Source organism: Amycolatopsis sp. NPDC049691, from assembly GCF_040675005.1.
GTDB lineage: Bacteria > Actinomycetota > Actinomycetes > Mycobacteriales > Pseudonocardiaceae > Amycolatopsis.
Genome location: NZ_JBFANX010000017.1, coordinates 120,834 through 142,433, shown reverse-complemented (window position 1 = coordinate 142,433; position 21,600 = coordinate 120,834). Strand labels below are relative to the sequence as shown.

23 protein-coding genes are annotated in these 21,600 nt (G+C 72.4%); 18 read left to right on the top strand and 5 right to left on the bottom strand.

Translation table 11 applies throughout. The features are described from left to right. Nucleotides 1-42: 42 nt before the first annotated feature. Both AB0J40_RS33035 and AB0J40_RS33030 read right to left on the bottom strand, forming a co-directional pair. Nucleotides 43-1,101: a DUF5667 domain-containing protein gene (locus tag AB0J40_RS33035; protein WP_364460902.1), complete on the bottom strand. Its 1,059-nt coding sequence runs from the start codon at nucleotides 1,099-1,101 to the stop codon at nucleotides 43-45. A 113-nt stretch (nucleotides 1,102-1,214) separates the two neighbouring features. Next, on the bottom strand, nucleotides 1,215-1,907 hold the full coding sequence (locus AB0J40_RS33030) for a sigma-70 family RNA polymerase sigma factor (RefSeq protein WP_364460899.1): 693 nt from the start codon (nucleotides 1,905-1,907) through the stop codon (nucleotides 1,215-1,217). Between the two features lie 314 nt (nucleotides 1,908-2,221). On the opposite strand from AB0J40_RS33030, the gene AB0J40_RS33025 reads away from it, so the two are divergent. The 7 genes from AB0J40_RS33025 (at nucleotide 2,222) to AB0J40_RS32995 (ending at nucleotide 10,622) form a co-directional block, all read left to right on the top strand. Further along, nucleotides 2,222-3,733 (top strand): long-chain fatty acid--CoA ligase, encoded by a 1,512-nt coding sequence (locus tag AB0J40_RS33025; RefSeq protein ID WP_364460896.1) that lies wholly within the window; start codon nucleotides 2,222-2,224, stop codon nucleotides 3,731-3,733. A gap of 10 nt (nucleotides 3,734-3,743) precedes the next feature. Then, entirely contained in the window at nucleotides 3,744-3,980 is a 237-nt protein-coding gene (locus AB0J40_RS33020) for a glutaredoxin family protein (protein WP_364460893.1), read from the top strand. A 64-nt stretch (nucleotides 3,981-4,044) separates the two neighbouring features. Further along, nucleotides 4,045-5,601, top strand: coding sequence for a molybdopterin-dependent oxidoreductase (locus tag AB0J40_RS33015; protein WP_364460890.1), 1,557 nt, complete (start codon nucleotides 4,045-4,047; stop codon nucleotides 5,599-5,601). Between the two features lie 241 nt (nucleotides 5,602-5,842). Then, the gene (locus AB0J40_RS33010; RefSeq protein ID WP_364460887.1) at nucleotides 5,843-6,748 is read left to right on the top strand and encodes a redox-sensing transcriptional repressor Rex; all 906 of its coding nucleotides are present in this window, start codon (nucleotides 5,843-5,845) and stop codon (nucleotides 6,746-6,748) included. After that, on the top strand, nucleotides 6,745-8,052 hold the full coding sequence (locus AB0J40_RS33005) for a glutamyl-tRNA reductase (protein ID WP_364460884.1): 1,308 nt from the start codon (nucleotides 6,745-6,747) through the stop codon (nucleotides 8,050-8,052). Before AB0J40_RS33010 ends, AB0J40_RS33005 begins: the two co-directional genes overlap by 4 nt. Nucleotides 8,053-8,072: 20 nt before the next feature. Next, nucleotides 8,073-9,002, top strand: a complete 930-nt coding sequence (gene hemC, locus AB0J40_RS33000; protein ID WP_364460881.1) for a hydroxymethylbilane synthase — start codon at nucleotides 8,073-8,075, stop codon at nucleotides 9,000-9,002. 87 nt (nucleotides 9,003-9,089) lie between these two features. Next, the gene (locus AB0J40_RS32995; protein ID WP_364460878.1) at nucleotides 9,090-10,622 is read left to right on the top strand and encodes a bifunctional uroporphyrinogen-III C-methyltransferase/uroporphyrinogen-III synthase; all 1,533 of its coding nucleotides are present in this window, start codon (nucleotides 9,090-9,092) and stop codon (nucleotides 10,620-10,622) included. Between the two features lie 48 nt (nucleotides 10,623-10,670). Here AB0J40_RS32995 and AB0J40_RS32990 read toward each other — a convergent pair whose 3' ends face one another. Together AB0J40_RS32990 and AB0J40_RS32985 are read right to left on the bottom strand one after the other, a co-directional pair. Further along, nucleotides 10,671-11,543 (bottom strand): NAD(P)-dependent oxidoreductase, encoded by an 873-nt coding sequence (locus AB0J40_RS32990; RefSeq protein WP_364460875.1) that lies wholly within the window; start codon nucleotides 11,541-11,543, stop codon nucleotides 10,671-10,673. Next, nucleotides 11,540-12,334 carry an AraC family transcriptional regulator gene (locus AB0J40_RS32985; protein ID WP_364460873.1) on the bottom strand — a complete coding sequence of 265 codons (795 nt, stop codon included), beginning with the start codon at nucleotides 12,332-12,334 and terminating at the stop codon, nucleotides 11,540-11,542. The genes AB0J40_RS32990 and AB0J40_RS32985 overlap by 4 nt, the downstream gene beginning before the upstream one ends. Nucleotides 12,335-12,417: 83 nt before the next feature. Here AB0J40_RS32985 and hemB point away from each other — a divergent pair, with 83 nt between their 5' ends. From hemB to AB0J40_RS32945, 8 genes are all read left to right on the top strand, one after another. Then, complete coding sequence (hemB, locus tag AB0J40_RS32980) at nucleotides 12,418-13,389, top strand: porphobilinogen synthase (RefSeq protein WP_364460870.1); 972 nt, start codon at nucleotides 12,418-12,420, stop codon at nucleotides 13,387-13,389. Between the two features lie 17 nt (nucleotides 13,390-13,406). Beyond that, entirely contained in the window at nucleotides 13,407-13,943 is a 537-nt protein-coding gene (locus AB0J40_RS32975) for a hypothetical protein (RefSeq protein ID WP_364460867.1), read from the top strand. Beyond that, entirely contained in the window at nucleotides 13,940-14,386 is a 447-nt protein-coding gene (locus AB0J40_RS32970) for a hypothetical protein (protein WP_364460864.1), read from the top strand. Before AB0J40_RS32975 ends, AB0J40_RS32970 begins: the two co-directional genes overlap by 4 nt. 13 nt (nucleotides 14,387-14,399) lie before the next feature. Next, nucleotides 14,400-14,738 carry a hypothetical protein gene (locus AB0J40_RS32965; protein WP_364460862.1) on the top strand — a complete coding sequence of 113 codons (339 nt, stop codon included), beginning with the start codon at nucleotides 14,400-14,402 and terminating at the stop codon, nucleotides 14,736-14,738. 62 nt (nucleotides 14,739-14,800) lie between these two features. Then, nucleotides 14,801-16,087, top strand: a complete 1,287-nt coding sequence (locus AB0J40_RS32960; protein WP_364460859.1) for an HlyD family efflux transporter periplasmic adaptor subunit — start codon at nucleotides 14,801-14,803, stop codon at nucleotides 16,085-16,087. Further along, nucleotides 16,084-16,803: an ABC transporter ATP-binding protein gene (locus AB0J40_RS32955; RefSeq protein WP_364460856.1), complete on the top strand. Its 720-nt coding sequence runs from the start codon at nucleotides 16,084-16,086 to the stop codon at nucleotides 16,801-16,803. The genes AB0J40_RS32960 and AB0J40_RS32955 overlap by 4 nt, the downstream gene beginning before the upstream one ends. Continuing rightward, complete coding sequence (locus AB0J40_RS32950; RefSeq protein ID WP_364460853.1) at nucleotides 16,800-18,002, top strand: ABC transporter permease; 1,203 nt, start codon at nucleotides 16,800-16,802, stop codon at nucleotides 18,000-18,002. Before AB0J40_RS32955 ends, AB0J40_RS32950 begins: the two co-directional genes overlap by 4 nt. Before the next feature lie 11 nt (nucleotides 18,003-18,013). Beyond that, nucleotides 18,014-18,532, top strand: a complete 519-nt coding sequence (locus tag AB0J40_RS32945; RefSeq protein WP_364460851.1) for a hypothetical protein — start codon at nucleotides 18,014-18,016, stop codon at nucleotides 18,530-18,532. On the opposite strand, the gene AB0J40_RS32940 is transcribed toward AB0J40_RS32945, so the two are convergent. Then, nucleotides 18,529-19,005 (bottom strand): TspO/MBR family protein, encoded by a 477-nt coding sequence (locus AB0J40_RS32940; RefSeq protein WP_364460848.1) that lies wholly within the window; start codon nucleotides 19,003-19,005, stop codon nucleotides 18,529-18,531. The two genes, AB0J40_RS32945 and AB0J40_RS32940, sit on opposite strands and share 4 nt — an antisense overlap. 59 nt (nucleotides 19,006-19,064) lie before the next feature. Between AB0J40_RS32940 and hemL the strand changes: the two genes are divergently transcribed. Genes hemL through AB0J40_RS32925 form a run of 3 tightly spaced genes read left to right on the top strand, consistent with a single transcriptional unit; the run spans nucleotide 19,065 to nucleotide 21,549 of the window. Next, complete coding sequence (hemL, locus tag AB0J40_RS32935) at nucleotides 19,065-20,366, top strand: glutamate-1-semialdehyde 2,1-aminomutase (RefSeq protein WP_364460845.1); 1,302 nt, start codon at nucleotides 19,065-19,067, stop codon at nucleotides 20,364-20,366. Continuing rightward, nucleotides 20,363-20,989: a histidine phosphatase family protein gene (locus AB0J40_RS32930; protein ID WP_364460842.1), complete on the top strand. Its 627-nt coding sequence runs from the start codon at nucleotides 20,363-20,365 to the stop codon at nucleotides 20,987-20,989. Before hemL ends, AB0J40_RS32930 begins: the two co-directional genes overlap by 4 nt. Next, nucleotides 20,986-21,549 carry a TlpA disulfide reductase family protein gene (locus AB0J40_RS32925; RefSeq protein WP_364460839.1) on the top strand — a complete coding sequence of 188 codons (564 nt, stop codon included), beginning with the start codon at nucleotides 20,986-20,988 and terminating at the stop codon, nucleotides 21,547-21,549. Before AB0J40_RS32930 ends, AB0J40_RS32925 begins: the two co-directional genes overlap by 4 nt. Nucleotides 21,550-21,600: the final 51 nt, after the last annotated feature.

The following is a 21,600-nucleotide window of genomic DNA, read 5'->3' as shown; positions in this document are numbered from 1 at the left end:
TAGCGAGCCGCCCACCGCGCCGTCGCAGGTGTGGCCCGGACCTCAGCCGATCACGATCGGCGGCAGACCCGGCAGCAGCGGCGGGATCGAAACCAGCGGCGGCGGCTGCGTGGTCGAGGTCACCGGCAGTCGCGGCGTGGTCGTCGGCACCTGGCCGTACACCGGCGGCGGGGTGACCCCGCCGGTCGGCGCGGGCAGGCCCGGCGTCGACGCCGCGTTCGACGGCGGCAGCTGCGTGCCCGTCGGGACCGGGGCGGTGCTCTCGGTCGACGACTGCGGCGCCGCGGACGTCGGCTCGCCGCCGGACGACGGCACCGGCCGCTGCGTGCACTCGCCGGTCGCCGGGATCAGGCCGAGGTCGTCGGACGTCCCGGTGGTGATCTGGTAGCAGTTCATCCGCGCCGCCAGCCCGCTCGTGCGCTCCTGGACCTTGCCGAGCAGGTTGCGGACGTCGTCGAACACCGGGGCCGAGGCGGCCGGGAGCGCCGCGAGCCGCGCCGCCTGGTTGCGGGCCCACAGCCGGACGTCGGACAGCGCCTGCGCGCCGCCGCCGTCGCTGGTCGCCACGGTCGCCATCTGGGCGACGCCGGCCTTGAGGTCGGCCGCGAAGTCGTCGTAGGCCGTCCGGTAGTCGGCTTCGCTCGCGCCTTCCGAAGCCAGCTCGCCCATCTCGGTGACGCGGTTGGTCGCGAACTCCAGGTGCTTGCGGGCCTTGGCCTCGTCGCCGAAGGTCAGGCCCAGCGCCGTCGACTCCCCGGCGCGCTTGACGCCGTAGAGCGGGTCGCCCGGAAGCGCGTTGCGGGACAGGATCAGCGTCAACCCGGAGAGGACGAGGAAGAGGAAGAGCGCGGCGGCCACCAGGTCGGCGGTCCGCGGCCGCCACCTCCGACGCGGGGTGACCGCCGCCGACTCCAGGCGGCCCGCGATCTCCGCGCGGATCCGCTGCCGGGTCTCCAGGTCCGGCGCCCCGGCCGCGCCGAGCTCGCGCAGGGCGCCGACGAGAGCCAGCTCGTCGGCGAACTCGCCGTCCCGGCGTACCGGGGACGGCTCCAGGGCACGCGCGAACCGGTCGATCTCGGCTCGCTCACGCGCAAACCTCACTGCGCTGCTCCATCTCGGGCCACAACCGGTCCTGACACCGGTCTGGCAGGAGTAACGATTAAGAAGCCGTCAGGGTTACCGGTTTCGGTCGACGGGCAGAAAAGTTCGCGGGATCAGCGCAATCCCGTGGGCAGAAGTTGTGCCAAACGGCGTACCGCGCGGTGCTGGAGCGCCTTGATCGCGCCCTCGTTGCGGTTCATGATCTCGGCCGTCTCCGCCACCGAAAGCCCCTGCAGGAACCGCAGGATGATGCATTCCCGCTGGTCGTCGCCCAGTTCGGCGACGCAGCGCAGCAGCTCGGTGCGGGTCGCGCGGCTGATCGCCTCCTGCTCGGGACCCGCCTGGACGCTCGCGCCGACGCTGAACGGCGCCGAGCCCGGCTCGGTCACCTCGTCGGTGACGACCTCGAGGCGGAACCGGCTCGACTTCACGTGGTCGAGCACGAGGTTGCGGGCGATGGTGACGAACCAGGCGCCGACGTCACGGCCCTGGTAGCTCACCGACGTGATCCGGCGCAGCGCGCGCAGAAACGTCTCGCTGGTGACGTCCTCGGCCAGGTCGCGGTCGCCGAGGCGGAACAGCACGTACCGGTAGACGACGTCGACGTAGCGGTCGTAGAGCCGGCCGAACGCGGACGTGTCGCCGTCCTGCGCGGCACGCACCAGGTCCCAGGCCTCGGCCTTGGCCGCCTCGGCGCGCTCGTCGTCGGCCGCCTGCCTGCTCACCGGCACGGACGCCGAGCGCCCGAAGACGCGCTCGGCGAACATGAAGACGGGCCCGCGGCTCACGGCGGTCGGCACGGTCATCGGGCGGCACCTCCGGCGGCGAAGCTGGCCCAGCGGGCCACGGTACCCCCGGAACACCGGCGAGCAGGGGCCTGCCGGCTCGCGTGCCCCACGACCTCGTGGGCAAGCAAGTTCGTCACGGCGACTCCCTCTCTCCGGTCGTGGTGGTGATCACCACCACCCCCACGACGCAGTGCAGCATACGTGTAGTTACCGCGAAGTAGGTAGTGGCTCCGGGGTTGTGCAGACGCGACGCTCGCGGTCAGCACCCATGACGTCGCTCCGAATGACAGACTTGCAACGGTTTGGGCCGGGCGAGGAGAGGTGGATCGCGCGTGAGTGCTCCAGAGGGGACGCAGCAGGGGGTCGGCGGGCTGCTCACACGGGCCGCGGCGACGTGGCCGGACCACCCGGCCGTCCAGGAGACCGGCACCGGACGCGGCCTGACCTATCGCCAGGTCGAGGCCGCCGTGCGGGCGCAGGCCGGGCGGCTCGCGGACGCCGGCGTGGAGCCCGGCGACCGGGTCGCGCTGCGGCTGCCGACGTCGGTGGACTTCGTGGTCGCCTTCTTCGGCGCGCTGCGCGCCGGCGCGATCGTCGTGCCGCTGTCGCCGCAGGCGCCGGGACCCGAGCTCGAGAAGCTCCTCGAGCACAGCGGTGCCAAGGTTGTCATCACGCGCGACGCCGAAGAGGCGCTGCCGGACGGCGTGACCGGTCTCACGCCGGAATCCGACCCGGATGGAGCAGTCGAATCCGTCGATGCCGGCCGGGCCGGCGAGGACATCGCCGTCGTCTCCTACACCTCGGGCACCACCGGCCCGCCGCGCGGCGTGATGCTGTCGCACCGCGCGCTGCTGGCGAACCTGGCGCAGATCGGCGGCGTCGAGGGCGCGCTGGCGCACGACGACCGCGTGCTGATCACCATCCCGCTCTTCCACGTCTACGGCCTCGGCCCCGGCCTGCTGCACGCGGTCGAAGCCGGCGCGACCGCGATCCTGTCCGAGCGGTTCGAGGCGCAGCGCACGCTGGACGACTGCGCCGAGCACGGCGTCACGACGATCACCGGCGTCCCGACGATGTACACGGAGTTCGCCGCGCTCGGCACGGACGAGCTGCGCGCGAAGCTGACCACCGTCCGGCGGATGACCTCGGGTGCCGCGCCGCTGCACCCGAAGGTGCTCGGCGCGATCCGCGAGGCCACCGGCCTGGACGTCTTCGAGGGCTACGGGCTCACCGAGTGCGCGCCGGTGGTGACGTCCACGCTGGTCACCGGCTACCCGAAGCCCGGTTCGGTCGGGCGGCCGCTGCCCGGGGTCGAGCTGCGGCTGGTCGACAGCGACGGCACCGACCAGGCCGTGCCCCTCGACCCGGACGACGTCGACGACGTCTTCGAGGCCGAGGGCGAGACCGGCCTGGTGTCGATCCGCGGCGCCAACCTGTTCTCCGGCTACTGGCCGGACGGTGACCACGGGCCCGACGCCGACGGCTGGTTCCGCACCGGCGACGTCGGCTACCTCGACACCGACGGCGACCTGCACCTGGTCGACCGGGCCAACGACCTGATCATCGTCAACGGCTTCAACGTCTTCCCGCGCGAGGTCGAGGAGGTCATCGGGCAGCTGCCGGAGGTGGCCGAGGCGGCGGTCGTCGGGGTCGTCGACGAGCGCAGCGGCGAAGCGGTGAAGGCGTTCGTGGTGCCGGTGGCCGGGGCGTCGCTGTCGGAACAGCAGGTCGTCGACCACTGCGCGGCCCACCTCGCGGGGTACAAGGTGCCGCACGCGGTCGAGTTCGCCGAGTCGCTGCCGCACTCGGCGACCGGCAAGCTGCGCCGGATCCGGCTGCGGTAGGAAGGACGGCATGGCGCACGAAGTGACGGTCATGGGCCGGGACGGCTGCCACCTCTGCGAGGTCGCGGAGGCCGAGGTCGCGCGGATCTGCGGTGAGCTGGGGGTGTCCTGGCGCGCGGAGGACGTCGACACCGATCCGGAGTGGCGCGCGGAGTACGGCGACCGCGTCCCGGTGATCCTGGTGGACGGCGCCGAGCACGGCTACTGGCGCGTGGAGGAGGACCGGCTGCGGAAGGCCCTCGCCTGAGCCGTAACACGCTCGTAAGCCGTTACGGGCAGCCTTTCCGGGCCCGCGCTCCGAAGATGGAGGCGTGAGCACTCTGCAGGAAGCGCCGCCCGAAGCGCCCCGGCGGCTTTCGCTGCCCGTCGCCACCCTCATCGGGCTGCTCGCGCTGGCGGCCGCCCTCGGCGTCGGGCACCTCGTCGCCGGCTTCGTCGGCTACACCGCTTCGCCGTTCATCGCGGTCGCCAACTACGTCATCGACCACAGCCCGACTCCGATCGTGAAGTGGGCCGAGCGCACGCTGGGCACCTGGGACAAGCCGGTCCTCAAGATCGGGCTGGCCGTGGTGCTCGTGCTGTTCGCGCTGCTGGCCGGGCAGCTCTCGCGCCGGACGCCCCGCGCCGGGCAGGTCCTCGTCTTCGTGCTCGGGGTCGCCGGCGTCGCGGCCGTCTACGCGCGCAGCGACCTCGGGCAGGTCTCGCTGCTCGCGCCGGTCGCCGCGCTCGCCGCCGGGCTCGCGGTGTTCACCTGGCTGCACCGGCTCGCGCTGCCGCCGGACGTCGGCCACGACCGGGGCTTCGACCGCCGGAAGTTCCTCCGGGCCGGCGTCGGCGTCGTGGCCGGTTCGGGCGTCGCCGCCATCGTCGGGCAGGTCGCCGGGACCAGCAAGAACGCCGAGGACTCACGGGCCGCCGTCGGGCCGCTCGTCCCCGCGCGGACCGCGCCGCCGCTGCCGGCCGACGCCGACTTCGCGAAGCTCGGCTCCCCGCCGTTCATCACGCCGAACGGCGACTTCTACCGCATCGACACCGCGCTGGTCGTCCCGCAGATCCGCACCGAGGACTGGAGCCTGAAGATCCACGGGATGGTCGACCGCGAGGTGACCTTCTCCTACGCCGACATCCGCAACCGGCCGCTGGTCGAGCGGCGGGTCACGCTGACGTGCGTGTCCAACGAGGTCGGCGGCCCGCTGATCTCGAACGCCACCTGGCTCGGCGTCGACCTCGTGGACCTGCTCGACGAGGCGGGCGTGCACGCGAGCGCCGAGCAGATGTTCGCCACCAGCGTCGACGGCTGGACGTGCGGCACCCCGGCGAACGTCGCGCTCGACCCGCGGCGCGGCGCGATGCTGGCGATCGGCATGAACGGCGAGCCGCTGCCGATCGAGCACGGCTTCCCGGCGCGGATCGTGATCCCGGGCCTGTACGGGTACGTGTCCGCGACGAAGTGGGTGCAGTCGCTGGAGTTCGCGAAGTGGGACGACCGGCAGGCGTACTGGCTCAGCCGCGGCTGGGCCGAGCAGGCCCCGATCAAGACGGAGTCCCGGATCGACACCCCGACCGGCTTCGCGAAGGTGAGCGCGGGCAAGGTCCGGCTGGCCGGCACGGCGTGGGCCCAGCACACCGGCATCGCGAAGGTCGAGGTCCGGCTGGACCAGGGCGCGTGGCAGCCGGCGGTGCTGTCGGCCGAGGTGAGCAAGGACACCTGGCGCATGTGGTGGATCGAGCTGGACGTGCCGAGGGGGACGCACCAGGCGTTCGTCCGGGCGACCGACCAGGACGGCTACACGCAGACGGAGAACCGCGCGGACCCGGTCCCGGACGGCGCAACCGGCTGGCACTCGGTGAGCCTCGACGCGAGCTGACCGCCCGAAGTGCCTTGCCCGGCAAGGATTCTGACGCGGTGTCATGATCGCGTGGGTCGCGCCGGCCGCCGGGAACCGCCTCCGACCAGTGACTTTGTGCGCGCGTTCACAAGTGGTCTACCGTAGGGCCATCGCCCCCGGGCGGTCCGCATCGAACCGGACCTCGCGCCTTGGGTCAAGACACAGTTCGGAACGGCCGTGGCGATGGCCGCCGGGTGCACAGCGGGCAGGAGACGACGGCGTGGTGACACAGCGGGGGAGGCGCGACGGAGCGGACTCCGCCGGCCGGCCGCCACGACGGTCCCGCCGCCCGGCCACGCCGGACGCCGACAACGCCCCCACCGCGGAAATGCCGGCGGTCCCGGCCGAGCGCAACGGGGATGCCCCCGAGGCCGTCCGGGCGAAGTCGATCCCGGAAGCCGCCGTCGCCCGCCTCGCCGTCTACCTCCGCGTGCTGTCCGGAATGTCGGAACAGGGCGCGACGACCGTTTCGAGCGAAGAGCTTTCGCAGGCGGCCGGCGTCAATTCCGCGAAACTGCGCAAGGACCTCTCCTACCTCGGTTCGTACGGCACCCGCGGCGTCGGCTACGAGGTCAGCGTCCTGGTCAGCCAGATCGAGCGGATCCTGGGCCTGACCCGCCAGCACAAGGTCGCCGTGGTCGGGATCGGCAACCTGGGGCACGCCCTGGCCAACTACGGCGGCTTCCCGGGGCGCGGCTTCCCGGTCGAGGCCCTGTTCGACCTGGACCCGGACCTGATCGGCGTGCCCGTCGGCGGCCTCCCGGTGTCGCACATGGACGACATCCCGCGGATCTGCGCCGAACGCGGCATCTCCATCGGCGTGATCGCCACCCCGCCGACCGCCGCGCAGTCGGTGTGTGACCGCCTGGTCGCGGGCGGTGTCCAGTGCATCCTCAACTTCGCCCCGGTCGTGTTGCAGGTTCCTGCTCACATCGAGGTCCGCAAAGTGGATTTGGCCGTGGAGCTGCAGATACTCTCGTTCCATGTGGCCCGCCGCGCGGACGACGCCGCCGGCAATCAGGGCAATTCCGGATTACCGGGTGCGGGCCTGCCGTCCGACAATGGGAAGGGCGGCCGGAACGGTTCGGGTCCGGACGGCGGACGGGAAATGGTGGTGCGCTCATGAGCGTGTTGGCGGTCGGTCTCTCGCATCGCAGTGCGGAGCTGAGCACGCTCGAGCGCGTCGCGATCCCCGCGCCCGAGATCGGCAAGGTGCTCGACGAGCTGCAGCAGGCCGACCACGTCAGTGAGGTCATGCTCGTCTCGACGTGCAACCGGATCGAGGTCTACGCGGTCGTCGAGACCTTCCACGGCGGCCTCGACGACGTCACCCGCGTACTGTCCCGCCAGGCCGGGATGGAAACCGCCGAGCTCTACGACAGCCTGTACGTCCACTACGCCGGCGCCGCGGTCGAGCACCTCTTCTCGGTCACCTCGGGCCTCGACTCGATGGTCGTCGGCGAGACGCAGATCCTCGGCCAGATCCGGTCCGCCTACGCCACCGCGCGCGAGGCCGGCACCGTCGGCCGCACGCTGCACGAGCTGATCCAGACCACGCTGCGCGTCGGCAAGCGCGTGCACACCGAGACCGGGCTCGACCAGCTCGGCGCGTCGGTCGTGTCCGAAGCGCTCGCCGCGGCCGGCGACGTCACCGGCAAGCACGCCGTCATCGTCGGCGCCGGCTCGATGGGCGCGCTGAGCGCGTCGCAGCTGCGCAAGGCCGGGATCGGCGAGATCACCGTGGCCAACCGCACCGACGCCCGGGCCCGCCGGCTCGCCGCGAACGTCACCGAGCAGGGCGTGCCGGCCCGCGCGGTCCCGCTGTCCGGGGTCGCCGACGCGGTGCGCGACGCCGACGTCGTGATCTGCTGCACCGGCGCGCAGGACGCCGTCTTCGGCCCGGAGCACGTGCTGCCGCGCGGTGGCCGCGCTCTGGTCGTCTGCGACCTGGGCCTGCCCCGCGACGTCGACCCCGCGGTCGGCGAGCTGGCCGACGTCCGGGTCGTCGACCTGGCCACGATCCAGCGCCGGATGCGCGAAGCCGGCACCCCGACCACCGAGCGCCAGACGGCCAAGGCGACCGGGATCGTCCTCGACGAGGTCCGCGACTACCTCGCCGGGCAGCGCAGCGCCGAAGTGACCCCGACGGTGACGGCCTTGCGCCGCCGCGCGGCCGAGGTCGTCGACGCCGAACTGCTCCGGCTGGACAACCGCCTGCCCGAACTGGACGGCGCGGTGCGCGAAGAGGTCGGCCGCACGGTCCGCCGGGTGGTCGACAAGCTGCTGCACGCGCCGACGGTGCGCGTCAAGCAGCTGGCCGCCGAGACGGCCGACACCGACTACGCGAACGCGTTGCGAGAACTGTTCTGCCTCGACCCGCAGGCACCCGCCGCGGTGGCGAGCCCGAAGCCCCCACCAGAGAAGAAGTAGCAGTGACCAGAGTCATTCGCATGGGTACGCGCGGTTCGAAGCTCGCGCTGACCCAGACCGGGACCGTCGCCGACGCCCTGCGCGCCACCGGCGTCGAGGTCGAGATCGTCACGGTGACCACCCCCGGCGACAAGTCGATGGCGCCGATCGCGACGATCGGCGTCGGCGTGTTCACCTCCGCGCTGCGGGAAGCCTTGCTGCGCGGCGAAGTCGACGTCATCGTCCACTCCTACAAGGACCTGCCGACCGCGCCGGAGCCGGGCATCACGCTCGCCGCCGTGCCGCCGCGCGAAGACCCGCGGGACGCGTTGATCGCGCGCGACGGGCTGACCCTGGGCGAGCTGCCGCCGGGTTCGACGGTCGGCACCGGCGCCGCCCGGCGCACCGCGCAGCTGCGTGCGCTGGGTCTCGGTTTGGAAATCGTGCCGATTCGCGGCAATATCGACACCCGCATGCGCAAGGTGACCGACGGCGAGCTGGATGCCGTGGTGCTCGCGCGTGCCGGACTGGCCAGGGTCGGACTGGCCGAGGCGATCACCGAGACCCTCGACCCGATCCAGATGCTGCCCGCGCCCGCCCAGGGCGCGCTGGCGGTGGAGTGCCGGTCCGCGGACGTGGACATCGAGCAGCTGCTCGCGTCCACAGTGGACGACGAGGGCACGCGGGTCGCGGTGACGGCCGAGCGGGCCCTGCTGGCCGCGCTCGAGGCGGGGTGCAGCGCGCCGGTGGGCGCGCTCGCCGAGATCGTCGAAGATCTCGACGCCGAGGGCAAGGTCGTGGAACGGATCTCGCTGCGCGGCACCGCCGCGGTCGACGGCGAGAACGGCGCGGTGGACATGGTCCGGGCCTCCGCGCTCGCCGACAAGGACCAGGCCGCCCAGCTGGGCAAGGACCTGGCCGCCGAGCTGCTGGACCTCGGAGCCGGAGCCCTCTCCGGCCCCGCTCAGTAGCGCTCTCGCGAGCGCTTCGGAAAAGACGTGTAGGAGACCTGCGTCCGTGCGATCCCGCACGGCCGCCGCAAGAGGAGAAACGCACAGATGACCCCCGCGCGAAAGACCACCGGGCGCGTAGCGTTCGTGGGCTCCGGCCCCGGCGACGCCGGCCTGCTCACGGTCCGTGCCCAGGAGCTGCTGACCAAGGCCGAGGTCGTGGTGACCGACCCCGACGTCCCGCAGGCGGTGCTGGCCATGGCCGCCGAGGGCGCCGAGGTCCGGCCCGCCGTCGGCGAGGCCGCCGAGGTCGCCAAGGACCTCACCGCCGAGGCCAAGGCCGGCCGGCTGGTGCTGCGCCTGGTGGCGGGCGACCCGCTGACCACCCCGGCCGTGGTGGCCGAGGTGCAGGCGGTCGCGCGCACGAGCGCCGTGTTCGACGTCATCCCGGGCGTCTCGCCGGGCGCGGCCGTCCCGGCGTACGCGGGCGTCGCGCTGGGCGGCACGCACACCGAGGTCGACGTCCGCGGCGACGTCGACTGGGCCGCCCTGGCCGCCTCGCCGGGCCCGCTGGTGCTGCACGCGTCGTCGGCGCACCTGGCCGAGGCCGCGTCGGCGCTGACCGGCAACGGCGTCCCGGCGTCGACCCCGGTCGCGGTCACCGCGAACGGCACCATCAACACCCAGCGCACCCTCGACACCACGCTCGAGAAGGTCGCCAACGACGCGGGCGAGCTCGTCGGGCCGCTGATCGTCACGATCGGCCAGGCCGCCGGGCAGCGCTCGAAGCTGTCGTGGTGGGAGTCGCGCGCGCTGTACGGCTGGAAGGTCCTGGTGCCGCGCACCAAGGAGCAGGCCGGCGAGATGGCCGAGCGCCTGCGCGGCCACGGCGCCACGTCGCACGAGGTGCCGACCATCTCGGTCGAGCCGCCCCGCAGCCCGGCGCAGATGGAGCGCTCGGTCAAGGGCCTGGTCGACGGCCGCTACCAGTGGATCGTCTTCACCTCCACCAACGCGGTCCGCGCGGTGTGGGAGAAGTTCGAGGAGTTCGGGCTCGACGCCCGCGCGTTCTCCGGCGTGAAGATCGCCTGCGTCGGCGAATCGACCGCGGCGAAGGTGCGCTCGTTCGGCATCATCCCGGAGCTGGTCCCGTCGGGCGAGCAGTCCTCCGAAGGCCTGCTGGCCGAGTTCCCGCCGTACGACGACGTCCTCGACCCGGTCGACCGCGTGCTGCTGCCGCGGGCCGACATCGCCACCGAGACGCTGTCGGCCGGGCTGCGCGACCGCGGCTGGGAGATCGACGACGTGACGGCCTACCGGACCGTCCGGGCCGCGCCGCCGCCCGCCGAGACCCGCGAGATGATCAAGACCGGCGGCTTCGACGCGGTCTGCTTCACCTCGTCCTCGACCGTGCGGAACCTGGTCGGCATCGCCGGCAAGCCGCACACCCGCACGCTGGTCGCGTGCATCGGCCCGAAGACCGCGGAGACCGCCGTGGAGTTCGGGCTGCGGGTCGACGTCCAGCCGGAGAAGGCGGACGTGCCGCACCTGGTGGACGCGCTGGCCGAGCACGCTGCCCGGCTGCGGGCGGAGGGCGCGCTGCCGCCGCCGCGGAAGGCCAAGCGGGCCCGCCGCTCCTGAGGTTCTTCACGACGAAGGCCGCCCCGGTCGGGGCGGCCTTCGGTCGTTTCAGCGGGGGTTGGTCTCGCGCCACTTCAGGTAGTCGGCCACCGAAGCCGGGACGTCGAACTCCGGCTTGAAGCCGGTGTCCTCCGTGAGCCGCGAGATGTCGAGGTACGGGCCGTTCGCGCCGCCCGGCTGAAGGGTTACGCCCAGGGCCGACGCGAACTCGCCGTACGTGAACGGGCGGCCGCTCGACACGTTGTAGACCTCGTGGTTCAACGTCGCAGCCGTGGTCAGCAGGGCGATCGCGCGGCCCGCGTCGGGGGCGTAGCAGACGTCGCCACCGTCGTCGGCCTGCATGTGCGAGGTGCCCGTGTTGACCAGCGATGGGATCGGGCAGAACGGTGACCGCGGGTCGACCAGCGGACCCCAGATCGTGCCGATCCGCAGCAGGACCGGCTGGACGCCGCTGCCCGCGAGCGCGTGCGTCGCCAGCGGCTCGACCGCCTTCTTGTAGGCGATGATCAGGTGCGGCAGAGACGCTGTCGGCAACGCGAGGTCTTCGGTCCACGGAACCTCGGGACGGCCGATGTACACCCCGAGGCTGCTCGCGACGGCGAACCGGCGGACGCCCCACGTCCGGGCCGCGTCGAGGGCGTTCAGCAGACCCGTCAGGTCCGTGCGGAAGAAGTCCACCGGGTCGTCGCCGGGGATGCTGCCGGCCAGGTGGACGATGTCGCTGATGTCGTGGCGCGAGCCGAGCGCGAGGAACGCGTCGCGGTCGGTGACGTCGAGCTGTTCGACCGTGACCCGGCCGGCGAGGAACGATGGGACTTCGACCCGCCGGTGGGCGGTGACGACCACCTCGTGGCCGAGGTGCAGCAGGGCGCGGGCGGTGTGGGCGCCGATCATGCCGAGCCCGCCGGTGACGAGGATCATCGCGCCAGGCTAGGGACGCCGAGCCGGCGGTTCTTGAACGAATCGCGCAGGAACGGCAGGTAGGACGCCGAGTGGTCGTGGCCGCAGGCGCACTCCTCGACACTGCCGCCGAGCAGCTCCCGCGGGGTGAGCCCGGTCAGCCGGAGGCACTCCCGGCCGAGGTGGGCCTGGTCGGCGTACCCGGCGTCGGCGGCGAGCCCGGCCGGGCCACCGGCGCCCGCCTGGGCCAGCGCGAGGAAGCCCTGGAACCGCAGCGTCCGCTGGAGGACCTTCGGCGCGACGCCCACCGCGCGCAGGCAGCGGCGGCGCAGCTGGCTGGGGGAGAGCGCGAGGTGCCCGGCCAGGGTGTCGATGTCGACCGGGTGCCACGGCATCAGCAGGCGCACGGCTTCGGCCACCAGCGGGTCCACGGCTTTCCCCGGCAACCGGGCCTGAAGGACCTCGAGGGCGTGCTCCGGGGACGCGGCCGCGGCGACGGCTTCGGCCAACCGGTCGTCGGCCAGGTCGACGTGCTGGTCGACCAGCTCGTCGAGGGGCACCGGCAGCGGGGGCGCGGCACCCGGGTGGAACCGGACGCCGACGAGGGTCGTGCGGGCTGGGATGACCTCGAGCCGGGCCGCGGTCAGCGGGCCCAGCAACCGGGGGCGGCCGCCGAGGGGGACGTGCAGCTCGACCCCACCGGTCGGCAGGTGCCGCTGGACGTACGGCTCGTCGCCGGTGCGCTGGAACCAGACCGTCCGCACGAAGGGCGCCAGCCGCGGCACGGGCAGGCGTTCGACGTACTCGGTCACCCCCGTACCGAATCGTCCGCGCGAACCGGCGTCAAGCACCCTTGCGGAACCCCGCCGGGGCGCGCGGGAGTAACTTGGTAAGGGTGTTCCCCGAGCATCGTCCCCGCAGGCTCCGCACCACCCCGGCCATGCGCAGGCTGGTGGGTGAGACGACGCTGCGGCCACGCCAGCTGATCCTCCCGATGTTCGTCGCCGAGGGCCTCGACGCGCCGCGGCCGATCGCGAGCATGCCGGGCGTCGTCCAGCACACCCGGGACACGCTGCGGAAGGCCGCCGTCGACGCGGTCAACGCCGGTGTCGGCGGGCTCATGCTGTTCGGCGTCCCGGCCACGCGGGACGCCGAGGGCTCCGGAGCCGTCGACGAGAACGGCATCCTCAACGTCGCACTGCGCGACCTGAGCCACGAGCTGGGCGACGCCACCGTGCTGATGGCCGACACCTGCCTCGACGAGTTCACCGACCACGGCCACTGCGGCGTCCTGGACGCCGACGGCGCGGTCGACAACGACGCCACCCTGCGCGTCTACGCCGAGATGGCGGTCGCGCAGGCCGAAGCCGGGGCGCACGTGCTCGGGCCGTCCGGGATGATGGACGGCCAGGTCGGTGTCATCCGCCGCGCGCTCGACGAGGCGGGCCACCGCGACAAGGCGATCCTCGCCTACTCCGCGAAGTACGCCAGCGCGTTCTACGGCCCCTTCCGCGAGGCCGTCGACTCGCAGCTCAAGGGCGACCGCAAGACCTACCAGCAGGACCCGGGCAACGGCCGCGAGGCGCTGCGCGAGATCGAGCTGGACCTCGCCGAGGGCGCGGACATGGTGATGGTCAAGCCGGCGCTGTCCTATTTGGACGTCATCAAGGCGGCCGCGGACATCTCCCCGGTGCCGGTGGCGGCGTACAACATCTCGGGCGAGTACGCGATGGTCGAGGCGGCCGCGGCGAACGGCTGGCTGGACCGGGAGCGGACCGTCCTCGAGGTGCTGACGTCGATCCGCCGCGCGGGCGCCGACCTGATCCTCACGTACTGGGCCGCCGAGGCCGCTGCCTGGCTGGACTGACGTATTAGAGTCCCCCCGTGGACGACAAAGAGGACCTGACGGGTCTGACCGACGACGAACGGCGCAAACTGGGCCGCTCGCCGGACCCGGTGCTGCCGGGCCAGGTCGCGACGCAGGTGACGCCGCCCGGGCCCGTGCGGGTGTCCTTCTGGTTCTGGCTCGCCGGCGGTCTCGTGCTGATCGGCGGCCAGGTGCTCACCCTGGTTCTCAAGCAGCAGCTGATCGACCAGCTGGTCAAGCAGAACCGCGAGGCGGGCCGCCAGTTCGACGCGGCGGCGATCGCGAGCGGCACGACCACGCTGGTCTGGGTCCTGTTCGTCGGCGCGGTGGTGTTCGCGCTGCTGATGGCGTTGTTCGCGTACAAGGCCCGCGAAGGCACCCGCTCGGCGCGCACGGTGCTCACGTGGCTGGCGATCGCGTGCGTGCTGTTCCAGTTCGCCCTGTTCAGCAACCTGCCGTCGGTCATCGCGACGCTGCTGTTCGTCATCGCGCTCGTCCTGATGTACCTGCCGTCGGTGCGCGACTACTTCCCGAAGGCCGGCCGCAAGCCGTGAGCGACCGGCTCTACGCCGAATCGGGCGTGAGCTGGGCCGCCATCGGGTGGGGCCCGGTGTTCGCGCTGCTCGGCGCGCTGGCGGAGCTGGTCACCGGCGGTCCGGTGCACGTGGTGGGCTGGCTGATGGTCGGGTTCGGGCTGTGCGTGATCACGGTGCCGTGGGTGTACGCGCGCCGCCGGTTCCTTTCGCTGGAAGTGACGACGAAGCAGCTGCGCCAGGGCCGGGAGAAGGTCCCGGCGGACCAGCTGGCCTCGGTGACGGACGTCGGGGCGCCGGTGGGGGCGCGGGTGCTCGGCGGCGGCTGGGCGGTGCCGCGCAAGTACGACTCGCTCCCGGTCGAGCTGGCGGACGGCACGGTGGTCCTGGCGTGGGCGAAGGACGTCGAGGCGTTGAAGGACGCGCTGGACCGGCTCGTCCGGGCGACGCCGAAGGAAGCATGAGAAAATCGCTCCCGTGATCGACCTTCCGCAGCCCACCGGGGCCGAGCTCTGGCCGCCGGAAGACCCCGGCCCGCAAGCGCGGCTGCACAAGCCGTGGCGGACGCTCGTCGCCGTCGTGGAAGTCGTGCTCGCCGTGACCGCCTGCTGGGCCGCCTACGCCCTCTGGCACGGCGGCCGCGCGAGCGTTGTCACGCGGACCGACGACGGCGCCGTCCTCGAGTCGCACCGGTACTTCGGCGGGATGCTCGCCGCCGCCATCGGGCTCGGTACCGTGGCGGCGATCCTGCTGGTCGACGCGGTGCGTCAGCTGCTGCTCGCCGTGCGTGCGCGGCACCGCGCCCCGAAGGCCTGATACACAGCTCCCGCACAGGGAACGAACAGTCAATTGCTAAGCAGCGGCAGCAGGGTTGCCGCATGACGCGCGTGCGTGCCTCGAAGGCATGGGTGATCAACGGTGCTCTGGTCGTACTGCTGGCCGGGGCGGGTTTCGGGATATACCAGGCATTCAGCCCCGAACCGAACACGGCGCAGGCGCAGACGCGCAGCACGCCGGTGCGCCGCGCGACGGTCACCGAGACCATCTCCGCTGCCGGCACCATCGCCAGCAGCTACACCGGCGCGGCGAACTTCTCGACGGCGGGCAAGGTCACCTCGATCGACGTGAAGGTCGGCGACGTCGTCAGCGCCGGCCAGAAGCTCGCCACCATCGACAGCACGCAGGCGGCGAAGCAGCTTCAGGTCGCGAAGGCGAACCTGGCGGTCGCGCAGGACAGCCTGGACTCCGCCGAGGACGCCGAAGACACCCCGGCGACCGGGCAGAACTCCCAGAACAGCACGCAGTCGGCGGCCAACAACGTCACCTCGGCGCAGGCGAAGCTCGACCAGGCCCAGCTCGACGTCCAGACCGCGCAGACCGCGCTCGACAACACCACGCTCTACGCGCCCGGCGCCGGCACGGTCACCGCCATCAACGGCACCGTCGGGCAGCAGTCCTCCAGCGGCTCGGCGAGCAGCTCGCAGTCGACGTCGAGCAGCAGCGGCAGCGGCCAGGGCGGGCAGGGTTCGTCGAACAGCGCCGCGGCCTCGTCCGGCAGCAGCTCCAGCAGCGGGTTCATCACCATCACGAACATGACCGGCCTGGTCGTCAACACCTCCGTCGCCGAGATCGACGTCAGCAAGGTCAAGACCGGCCAGAAGGCCACCGTCACGCTCAACGCGCTGCCGGACAAGCCGATCCAGGCCACCGTTTCGAGCATCAACCTGACCCCGACGACCAGCGGCAGTGTGGTCTCCTACGGCGCGCAGCTGGCGCTGACCGACCCGCCGGACGGGTTGCGGCCCGGCCAGTCGGCGAGCGTCGTGATCACCGTGGCGGAGGCGCAGAACGCGCTGAGCGTGCCGGCCGCGGCCGTGACCACCGCCGGCAACACGAACATCGTCACCGTGCAGGAGAACGGCCAGAACGTGCCGCGGCAGGTGCAGGTCGGCATCCGCGGCGAGTCGACCGTGCAGATCACCTCCGGGCTGACCGAGGGCGAGAACGTCGTGCTCACCGGGGCCTCGACCGGCACCACCGGCACCGGCCGGACCGGGACCGGCGGCACCGGCGGGTTCCCGGGCGGCGGCACCGGCGGTTTCCCCGGCGGCGGCCAGCGCGGCACCGGCACGGGCGCCGGCGGCGGCTTCGGCGGCCGCGGGTGAACCCGGCGCGCGCGAAGCCGGTGATCGCGGTCTCCGGGCTGCGCAAGACCTACGGCGCCGGCGAGACGGCGGTGCACGCGCTGCGCGGCGTCGACCTCGCCGTGTGGCCCGGTGAGTACGTCGCCATCATGGGTGCCTCGGGCTCGGGCAAGTCGACGCTGCTGAACATGCTCGGCTGCCTCGACGTCCCGACCTCCGGCCAGTACCTGCTCGACGGCTTCGGCGTCGGCAAGCTGAACGAACGGCAACTGGCGTTGCTGCGCAACCGGAAGATCGGGTTCATCTTCCAGTCGTTCAACCTGGTGCCGCGGACGTCGGCCTTGTCCAATGTGGAACTCCCGCTTGTCTACAGTGGACTGAAGCGGTCGGAACGGCGGCGGCGCGCGCTGGCGGCACTGGAGATGGTCGGCCTGTCCGACCGCGCCAAGCACCTGCCGAGCGAGCTGTCCGGCGGCCAGATCCAGCGCGTCGCCGTGGCCCGCGCCCTGGTCACCGGCCCGGCGATGCTGCTGGCCGACGAGCCGACCGGCAACCTCGACCGCCGCAGCACCGAAGACGTCCTCGGCGTGTTCGACCGGCTCAACCGGCTCGGGCGCACCATCGTGGTCATCACGCACGAAGACGAGGTCGCCGAGCACGCGCGCCGCGTGGTGCGGGTCGACGACGGCCTCATCGTGTCCGACGAGATCACCCGCGCGGCCGGAGCGCTCACGTGAACTTCCTCGAAATCCTGCGCTTCGCCGTCCGCGGGCTCACCGCGAACAAGCTGCGCTCGGCGCTCACCACGCTCGGCATCACCATCGGCGTCGCCGCGGTGATCCTGCTCGTCGCGGTCGGCAACGGCGCGTCGGCGGCCATCGCGGCCAGCATCCAGGGCCTCGGCACCAACGTCGTCAACGTCTCCCCGGCGCGCGGCGGCGGACAGGGCGCGTCCGCGCGGCCGCTGACCGTCCAGGACGCGCACGCGCTCGTCGACCCCGTCGGCGCGCCGGACGTCAAGGCCGCGTCGCCGGTGGTCAACACGACGGCGACCGCGACCTACGGGCAGACGTCGTACGACATCTCCAGCGTCGCCGGCACCGAGCCCGCGTACTTCACGACGACCAACCGCGAGCTGGCCCAGGGCCAGCTGTTCACCGCCGAAGACGTCACGGCCGCGCGGAAGGTCGTCGTGCTCGGCCCGACGACGGCGGAGTCGATCTTCGGGACCGTCGACCCGGTCGGCAAGAACGTGCTGCTCAACAGCATCCAGTTCACCGTGATCGGGGTGCTGCAGGCCAAGGGCAGCACCGGCCTGCAGAACGCCGACGACGTCGCCATCGCGCCCATCTCGGCCGTGCAGAACTCCCTGGCCGGCTACGGCAGCCTCAGCCAGATCGCCGTCCAGGCCACCAGCGCCGATTCCGTGTCGCTGGCCCAGTCCGAGATCACCGCCATTCTCAACGCCCGCCACGGCATCCGGCTCGGCGGCACCGCCGACTACCAGATCCAGAACTCCGAGCAGCTGCTCGCGACCCGGACGTCGGCGACCGAGACGTTCACCGTGCTGCTGGCGGCGGTCGCGGCGATCTCGCTGCTGGTCGGCGGGATCGGCGTCACGAACATCATGCTCGTCACGGTCACCGAGCGGATCCGCGAAATCGGCATCCGCAAGGCCATCGGCGCCCCGCGGGCGGCCATCCTCGGCCAGTTCCTCGCCGAAGCGACCATGCTCAGCCTGTTCGGCGGGCTGCTCGGCGTCGCGATCGGGCTGATCGGCAGCCGGTTCACCATCTCCGGCATCAAACCGGTCGTGGTGCCCTCGTCGATCCTGCTCGCGTTCGCGGTATCCGCCCTGATCGGGCTGTTCTTCGGCAGCTTCCCGGCGAACCGGGCCGCCAAGCTCAGGCCCATCGACGCCCTGCGTCACGAATAAGGAGTCTTCGCATGTCTTCCACCACGAGCCCGCCGCCGAGCGCGGAGGAGATCGTCGCCAGCCCGGCGGTCGAAGGGGATCTCAACGCCGAGATGCGGCGGGCCGCGAAGCCGTTCTCCCGCACGACGCTGGTGCTCGCCGGGCTCGTCGTCCTCGCGATCGCGTTCGGCGGCGGCGCCTGGACGCACGCGGCGTTCGGCTCGTCGTCCTCCTCGACGCCGGCCCGCCCCACCGGTGCGGCTCAAGGCGGTCAGCAGGGCGGCACCGGCCAGCAGGGCGGCGGCTTCCGCGGCGCGGGCGGCCGCGGCACCACCGGCACGGTCGACCGCGTCGACGGCACCACGGTCTACGTCAAGACCGCTCAGGGCACCGACGTCAAGGTGTCCACATCGGACTCGACCACGGTCGGCGTCACCCAGCAGGGCAAGCTGGCCGACCTCAAACCGGGCGCGACGGTCGTCGTGCAGGGCCAGGCGGGCGAGGACGGCACGGTGACCGCGCAGGCCATCACCCAGCAGGCGGCGCGCTAGTTGAGCGCGACGATCGCGGCGGTGAGCGCCGTCGCGTAGAGGATCCAGGCGAGGTAGGGCACCAGCAGCGCGGCGGCGGCCTTCGACCGGCGGGCGAACAGGACGATCGTGACGACCACGACGACGTCCAGCACGACGATGTCGACGAGCGCCGCCTTCGCCGCCCCGCCCTCGAAGAACAGCGGCGTCCAGAGGAGGTTGGCCAGCAGGCCGATGCCGTAGGCGGCGAACCCGCGGGTCTCGCCGTCGGTCCGCCAGTACAGCCAGCCGGCCACCGCGATGGTGACGTACAGCACCGTCCACACCGGACCGAACCAGGACGCCGGCGCGGCCCACGACGGCTGCTCGAGCCGCGCGTAGACGTCCTTCGCCGAGGTCGCGGCCAGTGCGGCGACCACCGCCACGACGGCGACGACGCCCAGGAAGGCGCCCAGCATGAGCCACGGGTTGCGCTGCGGGGCGCGTTCGGTCACCGGCTGTTCCCTCCCGGGCGGCTGCCCGCCATCCTAGGCGGGTTTGCGAGACTGAACCGGTGAGCACTGGAACCGAGCAGTCCAAGGCATGGTTCGACCGCGCGAAGGCGGCCATCCCGGGCGGGGTGAACTCGCCGGTCCGGGCGTTCAACTCCGTCGGCGGCACCCCGCGGTTCATGGTCCGCGGCGAGGGCCCGCACCTGTGGGACGCCGACGGCAACCGCTACGTCGACCTGGTGTCCTCCTGGGGCCCGATGATCCTGGGCCACGCGCACCCGGCGGTCGTCGAGGCGGCGCGCGCGGCGGCGACGTCCGGGCTGTCGTTCGGCACGCCGACGATCGGCGAGGTCGAGCTGGCCGAGGAGATCGTCAACCGCGTCGAGCCCGTCGAGCGGGTGCGCCTGGTCAACTCGGGCACCGAGGCGACGATGAGCGCGATCCGGCTGGCCAGGGGCTTCACCGGCCGGTCGAAGATCGTGAAGTTCGCCGGGTGTTACCACGGTCACGTCGACGCGCTGCTCGCCCAGGCCGGCTCCGGCGTCGCGACCCTCGGGCTCCCGACGTCGCCGGGCGTGACCGGCGCCCAGGCCGCCGACACGCTGGTGCTGCCCTACAACGACCTCGACGCCGTCCGGAAGTCCTTTGTGGACAACCCGGGGGAGATCGCCGCGGTGATCACCGAAGCCGCGGCCGGGAACATGGGGGCGATCGCGCCGGAGGACGGTTTCAACGCCGGCCTGCGGGACCTGGCCCACGAGCACGGCGCGCTGCTCATCATGGACGAGGTGATGACCGGGTTCCGCGTCTCGAGCGCGGGCTGGTTCGGCCTCGAAGGCGTGGCCGGCGACCTCTACACGTTCGGCAAGGTGATGTCCGGCGGGCTGCCGGCCGCGGCCTTCGGCGGCCGCGCCGACGTGATGGCGAAGCTCGCCCCGGGCGGGCCGGTCTACCAGGCCGGGACGCTGTCCGGGAACCCCGTCGCGGTGGCCACGGGCCTCGCGACGCTGCGCGCGGCCGACCACGCCGTGTACGCGGCGCTCGACGCCAACGCGAAGCGGCTCGGCGACCTCTTCCGCCGCTCGCTGAGCGAAGCGGGGGTCGCGAACAACGTCCAGTACGCGGGCAACTTGGTAAGCGTGTTCTTCGGCGAAGCGCCCGTACGCGACTACGCGGGCGCTCAGGCGTCCGAGACGTGGCGGTACCCGGCGTTCTTCCACGCGTTGCTCGACGCGGGCGTGTACGGGCCGCCCAGCGCGTACGAGGCTTGGTTCGTCAACGCGGCGATGGACGACGAAGCGTTCTCGGTGATCGAAGCGGCCCTGCCGGCGGCAGCGCGCGCGGCGGCGGAGGCGGTCAAGTGACCACCGTCGTCCACCTGCTCCGGCACGGCGAAGTCCACAATCCCGAAAAGATCCTCTACGGCCGCCTGCCGGGCTACCGGCTTTCGGAGCGCGGGCAGCGGCAGGCGCTGACGGTCGCCGAGGCCGTCGCCGGCCACGACCTCGTGCACGTCGTCGCGTCGCCGCTGCAGCGGGCGCAGGAGACGGCGGGCCCGATCGCCGCGGCGCACCGCCTCGACATCGCGACCGACGAGGGCCTGATCGAGGCGGGCAACCAGTTCGAGGGCCTGCACGTGGCGGTCGGCGACGGCGCCCTGCGCGAGCCCAAGCACTGGCCGAAGCTGGTGAACCCGTTCAAGCCGTCGTGGGGCGAGCCCTACATCGAGATCGCGCACCGGATGCTGGGTGCGGTGCACCGGGCCCGCTCCGCGGCTCTCGGCCACGAAGCTCTGTGCGTCTCGCACCAGCTGCCGATCTGGACGCTGCGGCGGTTCCTCGAGGGCAAGCGCCTGTGGCACGACCCGCGGCGCCGCCAGTGCTCGCTGGCGTCGCTGACGTCATTGGTGTTCGACGGCGACGAGCTTCGCGAGATCGTCTACAGCGAGCCGGCGGGAACGACGGACCCGAAGGTGACCGGGGCATGAAACGGCTGCTCGTGGGCCTGCTCGCGCTGTCGTTTCTGGCCGGGTGCAGCAGCGGCAAGGACGCGGTGGTGCAGGGGAGCAGCTTCAGCTTCGTCTCCCCGGGCGGCAAGGTCGACATCACGTACGACCTCGCCCAGCGCCAGACCGCGCCGGTGCTGGCGGGCGAGGACCTGATGAACGAGGGCAAGCAGCTGTCGCTGGCGGACTTCCCGGGCAAGGTCGTGGTGCTCAACCTGTGGGGCCAGTGGTGCGGGCCGTGCCGGACGGAGGTGCCGGAGATGGAGGCGGTGGCCAAGCAGGGCGTCCAGGTGGTGGGCATCGACGTCCGCGACCCGGCGCGCGAGGTGGCCCAGGACTTCGTCCGCGACCGCAAGCTGACGTACCCGTCGATCTACGACCCGGACGGGAGGGTGCTGCTCAAGCTGAGCGGCTACCCGCGCAACATCATCCCGTCGACGATCGTGCTGGACAAACAGCACCGCGTGGCGGCGGTGTTCCTGCGGCCGGTGCTGGCCCAGGACGTGTTGCCGGTAACGCAGCGGCTGGCGGCCGAAGCCTGACGCCGGCGGTCCCCGCCCTTCCCTGGCAGGGTTCCGGCAAAGTCGTTTGGT

Coding starts and splice junctions, on each gene's coding strand:
- AB0J40_RS33030 (WP_364460899.1), bottom strand. CDS start 1,907: ATGACCGTGCCGACCGCCGTGAGCCGCGGGCCCGTCTTCATGTTCGCC.
- AB0J40_RS33020 (WP_364460893.1), top strand. CDS start 3,744: ATGGCGCACGAAGTGACGGTCATGGGCCGGGACGGCTGCCACCTCTGC.
- AB0J40_RS33005 (WP_364460884.1), top strand. CDS start 6,745: ATGAGCGTGTTGGCGGTCGGTCTCTCGCATCGCAGTGCGGAGCTGAGC.
- hemC (WP_364460881.1), top strand. CDS start 8,073: ATGGGTACGCGCGGTTCGAAGCTCGCGCTGACCCAGACCGGGACCGTC.
- AB0J40_RS32995 (WP_364460878.1), top strand. CDS start 9,090: ATGACCCCCGCGCGAAAGACCACCGGGCGCGTAGCGTTCGTGGGCTCC.
- AB0J40_RS32990 (WP_364460875.1), bottom strand. CDS start 11,543: ATGATCCTCGTCACCGGCGGGCTCGGCATGATCGGCGCCCACACCGCC.
- AB0J40_RS32960 (WP_364460859.1), top strand. CDS start 14,801: ATGACGCGCGTGCGTGCCTCGAAGGCATGGGTGATCAACGGTGCTCTG.
- AB0J40_RS32945 (WP_364460851.1), top strand. CDS start 18,014: ATGTCTTCCACCACGAGCCCGCCGCCGAGCGCGGAGGAGATCGTCGCC.
- AB0J40_RS32925 (WP_364460839.1), top strand. CDS start 20,986: ATGAAACGGCTGCTCGTGGGCCTGCTCGCGCTGTCGTTTCTGGCCGGG.